Source organism: Modestobacter italicus, assembly GCF_000306785.1.
Taxonomy (GTDB): domain Bacteria; phylum Actinomycetota; class Actinomycetes; order Mycobacteriales; family Geodermatophilaceae; genus Modestobacter; species Modestobacter italicus.
Genome location: NC_017955.1, coordinates 1,720,416 through 1,734,654, shown reverse-complemented (window position 1 = coordinate 1,734,654; position 14,239 = coordinate 1,720,416). Strand labels below are relative to the sequence as shown.

At 75.2% G+C, this 14,239-nt stretch carries 13 protein-coding genes and 1 tRNA gene; 6 read left to right on the top strand and 8 right to left on the bottom strand.

Translation table 11 applies throughout. From position 1 onward, the window contains the following. Positions 1 to 35: 35 nt before the first annotated feature. The gene (locus tag MODMU_RS08405) at positions 36 to 782 is read right to left on the bottom strand and encodes an ABC transporter permease (protein WP_014739793.1); all 747 of its coding nucleotides are present in this window, start codon (positions 780 to 782) and stop codon (positions 36 to 38) included. Next, positions 779 to 1,681, bottom strand: a complete 903-nt coding sequence (locus MODMU_RS08400; protein ID WP_014739792.1) for an ABC transporter ATP-binding protein — start codon at positions 1,679 to 1,681, stop codon at positions 779 to 781. The genes MODMU_RS08405 and MODMU_RS08400 overlap by 4 nt, the downstream gene beginning before the upstream one ends. Positions 1,682 to 1,786: 105 nt before the next feature. Here MODMU_RS08400 and recQ point away from each other — a divergent pair, with 105 nt between their 5' ends. After that, on the top strand, positions 1,787 to 3,625 hold the full coding sequence (gene recQ, locus MODMU_RS08395; RefSeq protein ID WP_014739791.1) for a DNA helicase RecQ: 1,839 nt from the start codon (positions 1,787 to 1,789) through the stop codon (positions 3,623 to 3,625). A gap of 3 nt (positions 3,626 to 3,628) precedes the next feature. Here recQ and hemW read toward each other — a convergent pair whose 3' ends face one another. Next, complete coding sequence (gene hemW / locus MODMU_RS08390; RefSeq protein ID WP_014739790.1) at positions 3,629 to 4,873, bottom strand: radical SAM family heme chaperone HemW; 1,245 nt, start codon at positions 4,871 to 4,873, stop codon at positions 3,629 to 3,631. A 50-nt stretch (positions 4,874 to 4,923) separates the two neighbouring features. On the opposite strand from hemW, the gene MODMU_RS08385 reads away from it, so the two are divergent. Continuing rightward, the gene (locus MODMU_RS08385) at positions 4,924 to 5,709 is read left to right on the top strand and encodes an enoyl-CoA hydratase-related protein (RefSeq protein WP_014739789.1); all 786 of its coding nucleotides are present in this window, start codon (positions 4,924 to 4,926) and stop codon (positions 5,707 to 5,709) included. A gap of 93 nt (positions 5,710 to 5,802) precedes the next feature. Then, positions 5,803 to 5,967: a hypothetical protein gene (locus MODMU_RS28410; protein WP_014739788.1), complete on the top strand. Its 165-nt coding sequence runs from the start codon at positions 5,803 to 5,805 to the stop codon at positions 5,965 to 5,967. A gap of 3 nt (positions 5,968 to 5,970) precedes the next feature. Here the strand turns inward: MODMU_RS28410 and selB are convergent, their stop codons facing one another. The 3 genes from selB to MODMU_RS28405 all read right to left on the bottom strand — a co-directional run bounded on the left by selB (position 5,971) and on the right by MODMU_RS28405 (position 9,175). Further along, on the bottom strand, positions 5,971 to 7,716 hold the full coding sequence (selB, locus tag MODMU_RS08380) for a selenocysteine-specific translation elongation factor (protein ID WP_041795107.1): 1,746 nt from the start codon (positions 7,714 to 7,716) through the stop codon (positions 5,971 to 5,973). Then, a complete protein-coding gene (gene selA, locus MODMU_RS08375; RefSeq protein ID WP_014739786.1) occupies positions 7,707 to 9,017 on the bottom strand; it encodes an L-seryl-tRNA(Sec) selenium transferase in 1,311 nt (436 codons plus the stop codon). Before selA ends, selB begins: the two co-directional genes overlap by 10 nt. A gap of 65 nt (positions 9,018 to 9,082) precedes the next feature. Beyond that, positions 9,083 to 9,175: transfer RNA gene (locus tag MODMU_RS28405), tRNA-OTHER, on the bottom strand. A gap of 59 nt (positions 9,176 to 9,234) precedes the next feature. On the opposite strand from MODMU_RS28405, the gene selD reads away from it, so the two are divergent. The 3 genes from selD to MODMU_RS08360 are packed head-to-tail and all read left to right on the top strand — an operon-like array spanning position 9,235 to position 11,580. Continuing rightward, on the top strand, positions 9,235 to 10,242 hold the full coding sequence (selD, locus tag MODMU_RS08370) for a selenide, water dikinase SelD (protein WP_014739785.1): 1,008 nt from the start codon (positions 9,235 to 9,237) through the stop codon (positions 10,240 to 10,242). A 47-nt stretch (positions 10,243 to 10,289) separates the two neighbouring features. Next, positions 10,290 to 11,255, top strand: a complete 966-nt coding sequence (locus MODMU_RS08365) for a zinc-binding dehydrogenase (RefSeq protein ID WP_014739784.1) — start codon at positions 10,290 to 10,292, stop codon at positions 11,253 to 11,255. Between the two features lie 16 nt (positions 11,256 to 11,271). Further along, positions 11,272 to 11,580, top strand: a complete 309-nt coding sequence (locus MODMU_RS08360; protein ID WP_014739783.1) for an antibiotic biosynthesis monooxygenase family protein — start codon at positions 11,272 to 11,274, stop codon at positions 11,578 to 11,580. A 2-nt stretch (positions 11,581 to 11,582) separates the two neighbouring features. On the opposite strand, the gene MODMU_RS08355 is transcribed toward MODMU_RS08360, so the two are convergent. Together MODMU_RS08355 and lepA are read right to left on the bottom strand one after the other, a co-directional pair. Beyond that, positions 11,583 to 12,236 carry an MOSC domain-containing protein gene (locus tag MODMU_RS08355; RefSeq protein ID WP_014739782.1) on the bottom strand — a complete coding sequence of 218 codons (654 nt, stop codon included), beginning with the start codon at positions 12,234 to 12,236 and terminating at the stop codon, positions 11,583 to 11,585. After that, a complete protein-coding gene (gene lepA / locus MODMU_RS08350; RefSeq protein ID WP_014739781.1) occupies positions 12,233 to 14,062 on the bottom strand; it encodes a translation elongation factor 4 in 1,830 nt (609 codons plus the stop codon). The genes MODMU_RS08355 and lepA overlap by 4 nt, the downstream gene beginning before the upstream one ends. Between the last annotated feature and the right edge of the window lie 177 nt (positions 14,063 to 14,239).

Below are 14,239 nucleotides of genomic sequence, written 5' to 3'. Positions count from 1 at the left end.
AGCCTGCGACTGGTGGGGGGCGGTGGGGTCCTCCATCAGCCGGCGACCGCGTGCAGCGGGCGCCGCCGGGCGACCCCCACCGCGGCGGCGGAGAAGACGGCGGCGAAGGCCACCAGCACCAGCACCGCCTGCGCCGAGGGCGCGCTGCCCCCGACGACGTCCCGGCCCAGCTGCGCGTACCAGTACGAGGGCATCGCGTGCGCCAGCGCGACCAGCCCGCCGGGCAGGATCTCGACCGGCCACCAGAGGCCGCCGAGCGCCGCCAGCGCCGTCCCGAGGATGCCGATGGCCGCGCCCGCCGCCTGGGAGTCCAGCGCCACGCCGAGCCCGATGCCGAGCGCCACGAAGACGACCGAGCCAGCCCACAGGACGCCGACGAGGGCCAGCCAGCTGCCCAGCGGCAGCTCGACGCCGTTGACGAACCGGCCGACCAGGGCGACGACCACCAGGCTGGGCAGCACGAGCAGGGCGCCCACGACCACGTCGACGGCGAGGGCGGTGCCCGGCGGGACCGGGAGGACGCGCAGCTGGCGCAGCCAACCGGTGGAGCGGTCGAAGGCCAGCCGGATGGTCGCGCCCAGGGCCGCGCCGATGGCCCCGTAGGCCATCATCGAGACCATGTAGAGCTGCCCGTAGTCGGCCTGGCCGCCGTCGGCGGTGGCCTGGGCGCCGAAGACCTGGGTGAACAGGATCGTGAACAGCGCCGGCAGCACGATGGTGAAGAAGACGTACTGCCGGTTGCGGCCCACCCGGCGGAGCTGGAACAGCAGCAGGTCGGTCATCGGTGGGCTCCGTCCGGTGCGGTGGTGAGGTGCAGGAACGCCTGCTCGAGGGTGGCGCCGCGGACCTCGAGCCCGGGCAGGGCGTCCCGGTCGGCGAGCAGGGCGCGCAGCGTGGCCTCGGCGTCGGAGGTGGCCAGCTCGACGAGCTCACCGACCCCGGCCACGGAGGTCACGCCGGGCAGGTCGGCGAGCCCGTCCCGCGGACCGGGACAGCGGAAGCGCACGGTGCGCCCGGCGATCCGCGACTTGACCGCCGCGGCCGACCCGTCGGCGAGCACCCGCCCGCCATCGATCACCACGACCCGGTCGGCGACCGCGTCGGCCTCGTCGAGGTGGTGGGTGGCGAAGACGACGGTGTGGCCCCGGTCGGCCAGCCCGCGCATCGTCGTCCAGAACGCCTGGCGTCCCTCGACGTCCATGGCCGGGGTGGGCTCGTCGAGCACGAGCAGCGGCGGCGCCCCGGCCAGGGCGAGGGCGAGCAGCACCCGCTGCCGTTGACCGCCGGAGAGGGCGTCGACCTCGCGGCCCAGCAGCCCCTCGATGCCGGCGGTGGCCAGCAGGTCCGCCAGCGGCCAGGGGTCGGCGTAGCGGCCGCGGACCAGGGTCAGCACCTCCCCGACCCGGCTCTCGCCGGGCAGGCCGCCGTGCTGCAGCATCGCCCCGACCCCGCCGGCGCGGACGGCGTCGGCCGGTGCCCGCCCCAGCAGCCGCACCTGACCGGCGGCGGGCCGGAACAGCCCGAGCGCGGCGTTGACGACGGAGGACTTCCCGGCGCCGTTGGAGCCGAGCAGGGCGACGGTCTGACCGGCCGGGATGCGCAGGTCGAGGGCGTCGACGGCGAGGGTGCCGCCGTAGCGGACGGTCAGTCCCGCGACGTCGAGGGCGGGGGTGTCGGGCATGCGGCCACCCTGCCGAGCCGGGCCTGCCGGGCGGTAGTGCGGGACGTCGTCCACAGCACCTGACGGATGTCAGACGGGCGGCCCCTGCCCGCCTACCCTCGCGGTGTGGACGTCACCGAGGCCCCCGTGGACCCCGCGCTCGAGGTGCTGGAGCGGGTGTTCGGCTACGACGCCTTCCGCGGCCCGCAGCGCGAGGTGGTCGACCACGTCGTCGCCGGCGGGGACGCCCTGGTGCTGATGCCCACCGGTGGTGGCAAGTCGCTGTGCTACCAGGTACCGGCGCTGCTGCGCGAGGGCGTGGGGGTCGTCGTCTCCCCGCTGATCGCGCTGATGCAGGACCAGGTCGACGCGCTGCGGAACCTGGGCGTGCGGGCCGGGTTCCTCAACTCCAGCCAGGCCCGCGAGGAGCGCCGGGCGGTCGAGGAGGCGTTCCTGGCCGGGGAGCTGGACCTGCTCTACGTCGCTCCGGAGTCGCTGGGCGGGGGCTCCTCGCCCACCGCGCGGCTGCTGGAGCGCGGCCGGATCGCGCTGTTCGCCATCGACGAGGCGCACTGCGTCGCGCAGTGGGGGCACGACTTCCGGCCCGACTACCTGGCGCTGTCGATGCTGCACGAGCGCTGGCCCGACGTGCCGCGGATCGCGCTGACCGCGACCGCCACCCGGGCGACGCACACCGAGATCAGCACCCGGCTGCAGCTCGACGACGCCCTGCACGTGGTCGCCGGCTTCGACCGGCCGAACATCCAGTACCGGATCGCGCCGAAGGACTCCCCGCAGAAGCAGCTGCTGGACCTGCTCCGCACCGAGCACCCCGGCGACGCCGGCATCGTGTACTGCCTGTCCCGGGCCTCGGTGGAGAAGACGGCGGAGTTCCTGGTCGGCCAGGGCATCCCCGCGCTGCCGTACCACGCGGGGCTGGACCAGCAGGTCCGCGCGCGGAACCAGGCCCGGTTCCTGCGCGAGGACGGCCTGGTGATGGTGGCGACCATCGCGTTCGGCATGGGCATCGACAAGCCCGACGTCCGCTTCGTCGCCCACCTGGACCTGCCGAAGTCGGTGGAGGGCTACTACCAGGAGACCGGCCGGGCCGGCCGCGACGGCCAGCCCGCCACCGCGTGGCTGGCCTACGGGCTCGCCGACGTCGTCCAGCAGCGCAAGATGATCCAGACCTCGGACGGCGACGCCGCGCACCGCCGGGTGCTGTCGGCGCAGCTCGACGCGATGCTGGCGCTGTGCGAGACCGTCGACTGCCGGCGGGTACGGCTGCTGGCCCACTTCGGGCAGGAGAGCTCGCCCTGCGGCAACTGCGACACCTGCCTGACCCCGCCGGAGTCCTGGGACGCGACCATCCCGGCGCAGAAGCTGCTGTCGACGGTGCTGCGGCTGCAGCGGGAGCGCGGGCAGTCCTTCGGGGCCGGCCAGTCGATCGACATCCTGCTGGGCAGGCGCACCGAGAAGGTCGCCCAGCACTCCCACGACGAGCTGACCGTCTTCGGCATCGGCACCGACCTGACCGAGGGGCAGTGGCGCGGCGTCGCCCGGCAGCTGCTGGCCCAGGGGCTGCTCGCGGTGCAGGGCGAGTACGCCACGCTGGCGCTCAGCGAGGCCAGCGGCCCGGTGCTGCGCCGGGAGCAGACGGTGCTGATGCGCCGCGACCCCGACCGCCCGGCGCGCTCCGGCCGGTCGGCGCGCAAGGACCGGGCGACCGCCGCACCCGAGCTGCCCGCCGCGGCCGCCGGTGCCTTCGAGCGGCTGCGGGCCTGGCGTGCCGCGACCGCCAAGGAGCAGGGCGTCCCGGCCTACGTGGTCTTCCACGACGCGACGTTGCGGCAGATCGCCACCGAGGAGCCGGCCACCCTGGCGGCCCTGGGCACCGTCAGCGGCGTCGGCGCGGCCAAGCTGGAGCGCTACGGCGAGTCACTGCTGGCGGCCCTGCACGCCTGAGCGCTAGTCCGTGAGGTCGCGGACGACGGCGTCGGCGAGCAGCCGGCCGCGGTCGGTGAGGACGGCGAGCCCGGCCTCGTGCGGACCGGCCTCCAGCAGCCCCCGCACGACGGACTCCGCGGCCCGCGCCCGCCCCGCCGCCGACAGCGCGGTCAGCGGCAGCCCGTCGCGCAGCCGCAGGCCGAGCATCACCCGCTCGAGCGCCCGGTCGTCGGCGCTCAGCAGCTCGGTGTCGGCGGCCGGGTGCAGCCCGGCGGCGAGCCGGTCGGCGTAGGCGGCGGGGTGCTTGACGTTCCACCAGCGCAGCCCGCCGACGTGCGAGTGCGCGCCCGGCCCGATGCCCCACCAGTTGGCGTTGGCCCAGTACAGCTCGTTGTGCCGGCAGCGGGCGGCCCGGTCGCGGGCCCAGTTGGACACCTCGTACCAGCCCAGCCCGGCGCTCCCGAACGCCCGGTCGGCCATCTCGTAGCGGTCGGCCAGCACGTCGTCGTCCGGCATCGGGAGCTCGCCGCGGGCAACCCGGCGGGCCAGCCGGGTGCCCTGCTCGACGATCAGCGCGTAGGCGCTGACGTGGTCGACCGGGGCTGCCAGCACGGCGTCCAGCGAGGCCTGCCAGTCGGCGTCGGTCTCCCCCGGGGCGCCGTAGATCAGGTCCAGGTTGACGTGCTCGAAGCCGGCGGCGCGGGCCTCGGCGGCGGCCTGCACCGCGCGGCCGGGGGTGTGCCGGCGGTCCAGCACGGCGAGCACGTGCTCGGCGGCGGACTGCATGCCCAGGCTGATCCGGGTGAACCCGCCGGCCCGCAGCACGGCCAGCGACTCCGGGGTCACCGACTCCGGGTTGGCCTCCGTGGTCACCTCGACGTCGGGCGCGACCGGGAACAGCTCGCGGACGGCGTCCAGCACGGCCACCAGGTCGTGCGCCGGGAGCAGGGTCGGGGTCCCGCCGCCGACGAACACCGTCTGCACCGCCGGCCGGTCCGGTCCGAGCACCTCGGCGGCCAGCCGCAGCTCGGCGATCGCGGTGCCGGCGTACTCGCTGCGGTTGGCGCCCGGGCCCAGCTCGTCGGAGGTGTAGGTGTTGAAGTCGCAGTAGCCGCAGCGGGTGGCGCAGAACGGCACGTGCACGTACAGGCCGAAGGGCGTCGTCCGCAGACCGTCCCGGGCTGCCGCCGGCAGCATCGAGGGGTCGGCCGGGAGCGCAGGGGTCTGGCCGAGGAGTGGCAGGGTCTGGGGCGTCGTGGCTGTCATCGCTGCTCCCAGTGTGACCGCCCCCGGCAACCGACCGGCACCATGTCGGGGTGACCTCCGCGACCACCGGTGACCGCGTCCTGCACGTCGAGGTGTCGGCGGGGGTGGCCCGGCTGACCCTGGACTCCCCCGCGAACCGCAACGCGCTGTCCCGGGCGATGCGCGCGCAGCTCCGGCAGGCGCTGACCGACGCCTTCGCCGACGACGACGTCCGGGTGGTGGTGCTCGACCACACCGGGCGGGTCTTCTGCTCCGGCATGGACCTCTCCGAGGCCACCGGCGGGGGCGCCGCCGACCAGGGGGTCAACGAGCTGCCCGAACTGCTGCAGCTGGTGTGGTCGGCGCCGAAGCCGGTGCTCGCCGCGGTGCGCGGGCCGGCCCGCGCCGGCGGCGTCGGCCTGGCCGCCGCGTGCGACGTCGTGGTGGCCGGCGCGAGCGCCACGTTCGCCTTCACCGAGGTCCGGATCGGCGTCGTCCCGGCCGTCATCTCGGCGGTCTGCCGGCCGCGGATGCTGCCGCACGTCGTGCACCGGCTGATGCTCACCGGCGAGGTCTTCGACGCCGGCACCGCGGCGGCCGGCGGGCTGGTCGACCTGGCCGTCGCCGACGACGAGGTCGACGCCACCGTCACCGCCCAGGTGACCGCGCTAGCGGCCGGGGCGCCGGCCGCCCTGGCCGAGACCAAGCGGCTGCTGCGCTCGGGCACCGACCTGGGCGGCCAGTTCCCCGCGCTGCTCGACCTGTCGGCCCGGTTCTTCGCCAGCGAGGAGGGCCAGGAGGGCATCGCGGCGTTCCGCGAGAAGCGCCCGGCCCGCTGGGTCCCGACGGGGACCTGACGACGCTCGTGCTCTGCTGCCTCCCAGGCAGCAGAGCACGAGCACCGCCGGGGTACTTGTCGGTCTCCGGTACCGGCGGTCATCCTCGGGCCCATGAGCGAGGTCGAGCAGGACCCGCGGGCCCGGTTCCGGGAGCTGCCCGATCCGGTGCGGCCGGAGGACCTGGTGGAGACCCGGCCCGCCGATCCGCCGCTGGTCGTCGAGACGCCGGCGGACGGTGAGCGGCGGCAGCTGGCCGCCGGCGGTGGACCGGTCTAGGGGTCAGCGCAGCCGGCGGGTGTTGTCCGGCAGCCGGACGGTGATGCCGCGCGCGTCGAGCCACTCGGCCAGCGGGACGGCGACCCGGCGGGTGGTCCCCCACGCCTGCCGGGCCTCGCTCAGCGTGAACGGCGAGGGCAGCCCGGCCAGCCGGGCACGCGCCACCTCGGCCACCCCGGGCGCCAGGTAGACGCCGTCGGCGATCCGCACCAGCTGCTCCGCGCGCACCGCGGCGGCCAGCTCGCGCGTCCCGAGCCCGGCGGCGACGAGGTCACCCGCCTCCGGCGCGGCGAACGGCTCGGCGGCGAGGCGGGCCCGGATCCCGTCCACGGCGCGCTGCACCGCCGCCGGCAGCCCGGGGTCGGCGGCGACCACCCGCCCCTCGCGCAGCTCCAGCGGCGCCCGGACGACGGCGGGCACCAGCTCGACGTCGGGCAGCTCCAGCGCCGAGCGCAGCACCGCCAGCGGCGGACCGGGCTCGAGCGGACGCAGCTGCCGGTAGCGGGCCACCACCTGCGGCACCCGGGCCGCCAGCTCGTCGGCGAGACCCGGGGCGACGAGCCAGGGCCCGACCGTCGTCGTCCCGGCGGGCACCGGCCAGCCCATGGCCACGAAGTCGGCGCGCCGGACGAACCGGCGCCGGGCCAGGTCGGCGGCCGCGCCCTCGGCGCCGGCGGGCTGCTCGGCGAGCTCGGCGGCCCGCGACCGGGCCGCCCCCCGCCGGCGCAGCTCCGGCGGGTCGACGTCCCGCACGTCCGCGCCCAGCACCCGGCGCACGCCCGGGTCGCGCAGCAGCAGCCGGTCGCCGACCCGCAGCGGCAGCTCGTGCGCCAGCCGGAGCCGCACCGCCGTCCCGTCCAGCGGCCGCACCCGGGCCGCCACCGTCGCCGAGCCGATGTGCACCACCGCCTCGGCGGGCAGCGTCCCCTCGACCGGCGCGACGAGGGTGACGTCGAGGTCGGCGGTGCGGCGGAACGCGTCCGGGGTCAGCAGCGCGTCGCCGCGGGAGATCTCCTCGACCGCGACGCCGCGCAGGTTCAGCGCCACCCGGGCGGTGGCCACCGCCGTCTCCACCGGCGCCCCGAGCGACTGCAGCCCGCGGACGGTCACGGTCCGGCCGCCCAGGTCCAGCCGGTCCCCCGCCGTCAGGGTGCCGGCGGCGAGGGTGCCGGTGACCACGGTCCCGGCGCCGCGGATCGTGAACGCCCTGTCGACCCACAGCCGCACCGGCGCGGCCGGGTCGGGTGCCGGCAGCCCGGCCAGCACCCGCTCCAGTGCCGCGGTCAGCTCGGGCAGCCCGGCGCCCGTCCGGGCGCTCACCGCGACGGCGGGCAGCCGCCCCAGCGAGGTGCCGGCCAGCCGCTCCCGGGCGTCGGCGAGCACCGGGGCAGGGTCGGCGAGGTCGGCCTTGGTCACGGCGAGCAGCCCGGCCCGGACGCCGAGGGCGTCGAGCACGGCGACGTGCTCGGCGGTCTGCGCCGACCAGCCGTCGTCGGCCGCGACGACGACCAGCGCGGTCGGCACCGAGCCGACGCCGGCCAGCATGTTGCCGATGAACCGCTCGTGACCGGGGACGTCGACGACGGCGACCCGTCGGCCCGAGGGCAGCGTCGTCCAGGCGAACCCGAGGTCGATGGTGAGGCCGCGGCGGCGCTCCTCCTCCCACCGGTCGGGCTCCATCCCGGTGAGCGCCCGCACCAGCGCGGACTTGCCGTGGTCGACGTGCCCCGCCGTCGCGATCACGTCCACCGGCGGGCCACCTCCTCGACGGCGCGCACCAGGTCGGCGTCGTCGGCGGGCGCGAGGCTGCGCAGGTCGAGCAGCGTCCGGTCGTCGTCGACGTACCCGACCACCGGCCGGGCCCCCAGCCGCAGCGGCTCGGCGAAGCGGACGTCGAGCGCCACGGCGACGCTGGGCAGCTCGAACTCCGGCGCCCCACCGCCACCGACCCGCGCGGTCGAGTCGACCACCGTGGCCGGGACGCCAGCCGCCTGCAGGGCGGCCGCGACCTGCCCGGCCCGGGCCCGCAGCTCCGCCGGGTCGGCGTCGAGCATCCGCCGGACCGGGGGCAGCGGCCCGCGCAGCGTCGCCTCGAGCGCGGCCAGGGTCGTCTTGTCCACCCGCAGCGCCCGGTACAGCGGGTGCCGCCGGAGCCGCTGGACCAGGTCGGCCCGGCCCAGCACGATCCCGGCCTGCGGCCCGCCGAGCAGCTTGTCCCCGCTGCACAGCGCCAGGTCCGCGCCGGCGGCCAGGGTGGTCTGCAGGTCCGGCTCGTCGGGCAGCAGCGGGTGCGGGCGGAGCAGGCCGCTGCCCACGTCGGCGACCAGCGGCACCCCCGTCCCGGCCAGCGCCGGAGCGAGCTCGGCGACCTCGGCGGCCCGGGTGAAGCCGCGGACGACGAAGTTCGAGGGGTGCACCTTGAGCACCGCGCCGGTGTCCGGGCCGAGGGCGTCGGTGTAGTCGGCGACGGAGACCCGGTTCGTCGTCCCCACCTCGCGCAGCCGCGCGCCGGTGCTGGCGAGCAGGTCGGGGATCCGGAACCCGTCGCCGATCTCGACCAGCTCGCCGCGCGCGATGACCAGCTCCCCGCCCAGCGCGGTGGCCACCAGCGCCAGCGCGGCGGCGCAGTTGTTGACCACCAGGGCCGCCCCGGCCGCCGGAACGGCGTCCAGCAGCGCGGTCAGCGCACCCTCGCCGCGGAGGCCGCGGCGTCCGGTGCCCAGGTCCAGCTCCACGTCGGTGGTGCCGCTGGCGGCGACCACCGCGTCCACGGCGGCGGCCGACAGCGGCGCCCGGCCCAGGTTGGTGTGCACCAGCACGCCGGTGGCGTTGAGCACCGGGCGCAGGCTGCTCGCCGTGCCGGGCAGCGCGGCCAGCACCGCCGGCACCACGTCGGCGGCGGCCAGCCCGCCGTCCCGGACCCGCTGCTGGGCGGCCTGCACGGCGGTCTTCACCAGGTCGCGGCCCAGCCGTGCCACCGCCGCGGCCACCGGCGGCTCGGCCAGCACGGCGTCGGTGCGCGGAACCGAGCGGCGGGGGTCTCCGGTCATGACCGGGCCAGCGTAGGTCGCCGGTGCGGAGCCGACCCCAGGGGCGGGCCCCGCACCGGCCGGAGCGGAGGCGGACGGGAATCGAACCCGCCTGACCGAGGTGCTCGGTCACGTCGGCTTTAGAGGCCGCGGGGGCCACCAGACACCCTGACGCCTCCGCCGCCGAGCCTAGGGCCGGCCCCCGGCGGCCGCTGCGCGGGCGGCTTAGATTCGGTGCGTGACCGCCCTCGCCTCCCCCGTCCGGCTCACCCAGTTCGCCCACGGCGGCGGGTGCGCCTGCAAGATCCCGCCCGGTGAGCTGGAGGCCGTCGTGGCCGGCCTGACCCACACCGGACCGACCGACCCGGCGGCCGAGCTCGTCGTCGGGCTGGACGACGGGGACGACGCGGCCGTGGTGCGGCTGGCCGGCGGTCAGGGGCTGGTGCTCACCACCGACTTCTTCACCCCCGTGGTCGACGACGCGTACACGTTCGGCCGGATCGCCGCGGCGAACGCGCTGTCCGACGTCTACGCCATGGGCGGCACCCCGGTCGTGGCGGTGAACCTGCTCGGCTGGCCGCGCGACGTGCTGCCGATGGAGCTGGCCGCCGAGGTGCTCCGCGGCGGGCTCGAGGTGGCCCAGTCCGCCGGCTGCCACGTCGGCGGTGGGCACTCCATCGACTCCCCGGAGCCCACCTACGGGATGGCCGTCACCGGGCTGGTCGACCCCGAGCGGCTGATCCGCAACGACGCGGCGACCGCCGGGACCCCGATCTCGCTGACCAAGGCGCTCGGCGTCGGCACGCTGAACAACCGGATGAAGGCCACCGGCGAGGTGTCGGCCGAGGCCGTGGACTCGATGAGCCGGCTGAACGCGGCCGCCTCGGTCGCCGCCGTCGCCGCGGGCGTGGGGGCCGGGACCGACGTCACCGGGTTCGGCCTGCTCGGGCACCTGTACAAGATGGCCCGGGCCAGCGGGGTGACCGCGGTCGTCGAGGCCGCTGCGGTGCCCTACCTGGCGGGCGCCCGGCAGTCGGTCACCGACGGCTACGTGTCCGGTGGCACCCGGCGGAACCTGGCCTGGGTCACGCCGTTCACCGACCTGTCCGCGGTCGACGAGGTCGAGGCGCTGCTGCTGGCCGACGCGCAGACCTCCGGCGGGCTGCTGCTCGGCGGGGAGGTGCCCGGCGCGCCGGTGATCGGTGAGTTCGTCGCCGAGCAGGAGTTCGCCGTCGTCGTCCGGTGAGGGTGACCGGCGTCGCACCCGGCCGCCGGCTCCGTTAGCTTGCAGGGGTGCTCGCCGCCTTCGTCTCCGCGCCCGCCCCGAAGGACCCGCTCTCCGCCCTGGAGGTGGGCGACCGGCCCGGGCCCGAGGTGCCCGATGGCTGGACGACGGTGCAGGTCAAGGCCGTCTCGCTGAACCACCACGACCTGTTCAGCCTGCAGGGGATCGGGCTGCCGGCCGAGCGGATGCCGATGGTGCTGGGCACCGACGCCGCCGGGCTGGACGAGGACGGCAACGAGGTCGTGGTGCACGGCGTCGTCTCCACCCCGGGCTGGACCGGTGACGAGACGCTGGACCCGAAGCGCTCGCTGTTCTCCGAGCTGCACCAGGGCACGATGGCCGAGCAGGTCGCCGTCCCCCGCCGGAACCTGCTGCCCAAGCCGGCCGAGCTCTCCTTCGCCGAGGCCGCCTGCCTGCCCACCGCGTGGCTGACCGCCTACCGGATGCTCTTCGTCCGGTCCGGGCTGCGGCCCGGGTCGACGATCCTGGTGCAGGGCGCCAGCGGCGGGGTGGCGACCGCGCTGATCCGGCTCGGCAGCGTGGCGGGCTACCGGGTCTGGGTGACCGGCCGCAGCGAGGAGAAGCGCACCGCGGCGCTCGCGCTCGGCGCCGACCAGGTCTTCGAGACCGGTGCCCGGCTGCCCGAGCGGGTCGACGGCGTCATGGAGACCGTCGGTGAGGCCACCTGGAGCCACAGCATCAAGTCGCTGAAGCCCGGCGGCGTCGTCGTCACCTGCGGCGCGACGACCGGCTTCAACCCCGGCGCGGAGCTCAACCGGGTCTTCTTCACCCAGCTGTCGGTGATCGGTTCGACGATGGGCACCCGCGAGGAGCTCGACGACCTCATCCGGATGTGCCGGATCACCGGCGTCCGCCCGCAGATCGACGTCGAGGTGCCGCTGGCCGAAGCCCGGGAGGGCTTCGAGCGGATGCTCGAGGGCCGCACGGCCGGGAAGATCGTGTTCACGCTCTGACGCGGGAGGTGCCGAGGTGATCGCCAGGACCTGGCGGGGGTGGGTGCGCAGCGCCGACACGGCCGACTACGTCCGCTACGTCGAGGAGACGGGCATGGCGCACTACCGCCGCACGCCCGGCAACCTCGCCGCGCACCTGCTGACCCACGACCTGCCCGACGGCCGCACCGAGGTGCTGACCTTCAGCCTCTGGACGTCGGAGGACGCCGTGCGCGCCTTCGCCGGGGACGACGTCACGGCCGCCGTCTACTACCCCGAGGACGACCGCTGGCTCGTCGACCGGGAGTCCACCGTCACCCACTACGAGGTGCACGACCCGGCCTGAGCTCAGGCCGGGGTGGCCAGCCGCTCGATCCTCGCGGCGATCTTCGGCTGGTCCTTGACCGGCAGGAAGTGCAGCGCGGGGGCGAGCTCGGGCAGCCGGGACCGCTCGGTCATGGCGATCCGGAACGCCGTCTCGACGGTGATCCCGTGGTCGGGGCGGGAGACGACGTCGACGTCGTCGCCGGCACCGACGTCGCCGGTCTCCAGCACCCGCAGGTAGGCACCGGTGGCGCCGTGCGCGGCGAACCGCTTGACCAGGTCCGGGACGCCCCAGAACCGGGCGAAGTTGGCGCACGGGGTGCGCCAGGCGGTGACCTCCAGCAGCGCCGACCCGACCAGCCAGCGCTCGCCGAGGACGGCGGTGCGCAGGTCCAGGCCGCTGGTGCGGAGGTTCTCCCCGAACCGGCCCGGCGGCAGCTCCCGGTCCAGCTCGGCGGCCCACCAGTCGGCGTCCTCCTGGGCGTAGGCGTAGACCGCCTGGCCCTCACCGCCGTGGTGCTTCTTGTTGACCTGGACGTCGCCGTCGAGGCCGAGCGGCTCGACCGCGACCCGGCCGGTGACCGGCAACTTGCGAATGCCCGACCGGTTCGGCCGCTTGTCCGGCAGCGGAAGCAGGTCGCTGCCGGAGACGCAGACCGCCTCGAGCCGGCCCCTCACTTCTTCGCGGCAGTCGACTCGTTGGTGGAGAGCGCGGCGACGAACGCCTCCTGGGGGACCTCGACGCGGCCGACCATCTTCATCCGCTTCTTGCCCTCCTTCTGCTTCTCCAGCAGCTTCCGCTTGCGGGTGATGTCACCGCCGTAGCACTTGGCGAGCACGTCCTTGCGGATGGCGCGGACCGTCTCCCGGGCGATCACCCGGGAGCCGACGGCGGCCTGGATCGGCACCTCGAACTGCTGGCGCGGGATGAGCTCGCGGAGCTTGCCGGCCATCAGGACGCCGTAGCTGTAGGCCTTGTCGGTGTGCACGATCGCCGAGAAGGCGTCGACCGCCTCGCCCTGCAGCAGGATGTCGACCTTCACCAGCTTGGACTCCTGCTCGCCGGCCTCGGCGTAGTCCAGGCTCGCGTAGCCGCGGGTGCGGGACTTCAGCGCGTCGAAGAAGTCGAAGATGATCTCGCCCAGCGGCAGCGTGTACCGCAGCTCGACCCGGGTCTCGGACAGGTAGTCCATGCCGGTCAGCGAGCCGCGGCGGCTCTGGCAGAGCTCCATGATCGCGCCGGTGTAGTCGCTGGGGGCGATGATCGTGGCGTTGACGATCGGCTCGAAGACCTTGTCGATCTTCCCGGCCGGCCAGTCGCTGGGGTTGGTGACGACGACCTCGGACCGGTCCTCCATCACCACCCGGTACACGACGTTGGGCGCGGTGGAGATGAGGCTGAGCCCGCTCTCCCGCTCCAGCCGCTCCCGGACGATCTCCAGGTGCAGCAGGCCGAGGAAGCCGACGCGGAAGCCGAACCCCAGCGCGGCGGAGGTCTCCGGCTCGTAGACCAGCGCGGCGTCGTTGAGCAGCAGCTTGTCCAGCGACTCGCGCAGCAGCTGGTACTCGCTGCCGTCGATCGGGTAGAGGCCGGAGTAGACCATCGGCTTGGGGTCGCTGTAGCCGCCGATCGGCTCGGTGGCCGCGCGGTGCTGCAGGGTGACGGTGTCGCCGACGCGGGACTGGCGGACGTCCTTCACGCCGGTGATGAAGTAGCCGACCTCGCCGACCCCGAGCCCCTCGACCGGCTTGGGCTCCGGGGAGATGACGCCGATCTCCAGCAGCTCGTGGACCGCGCCGGTGGACATCATCTTGATCCGCTCGCGGCCGCTGATCCGGCCGTCGACCACGCGGACGTAGGTGATGACCCCGCGGTAGATGTCGTAGACCGAGTCGAAGATCATCGCCCGGGCGGGGCCGTCGGCGTCGCCGACCGGCGCCGGGATCTTGGCCACGATGGTGTCGAGCAGGTCGGCGACGCCCTCGCCGGTCTTGCCGCTGACCCGCAGCACGTCGCCGGGGTCGCAGCCGATGATGTTGGCGATCTCCGCGGCGTACTTCTCCGGCTGCGCGGCCGGCAGGTCGATCTTGTTGAGCACCGGGATGATCGTGAGGTCGTTCTCGATCGCCAGGTAGAGGTTGGCCAGCGTCTGCGCCTCGATGCCCTGCGCGGCGTCGACCAGCAGCACCGCGCCCTCGCAGGCGGCCAGCGACCGGGACACCTCGTAGGTGAAGTCGACGTGGCCGGGGGTGTCGATCATGTCCAGGACGAACTCGTCGTCGCCGACCGTCCACGGCAGGCGCACGTTCTGCGCCTTGATGGTGATGCCGCGCTCGCGCTCGATGTCCATCCGGTCGAGGTACTGGGCACGCATCTGGCGGCCCTCGACGATCCCGGTCACCTCGAGCATCCGGTCGGCCAGCGTCGACTTGCCGTGGTCGATGTGGGCGATGATGCAGAAGTTCCGGATCCGGGCGGGATCGGTGGATGCAGGTGTCGTCACAGTGCCGCCATCGTCCCACGCCGCGGGCCCGCGTCCAGCGATCGGCCGGGACGCGGCGCCGCTGCCCGGGTCCGCCCAGCGCGCGGTTGGGCCGTCGGCGCGGTGCTGGTATCTTGTGAGACCGGTCCGCAGGCGCCTCGCTGTGCCGTGGACGCACTGTCAGACATCCTCCTCCGA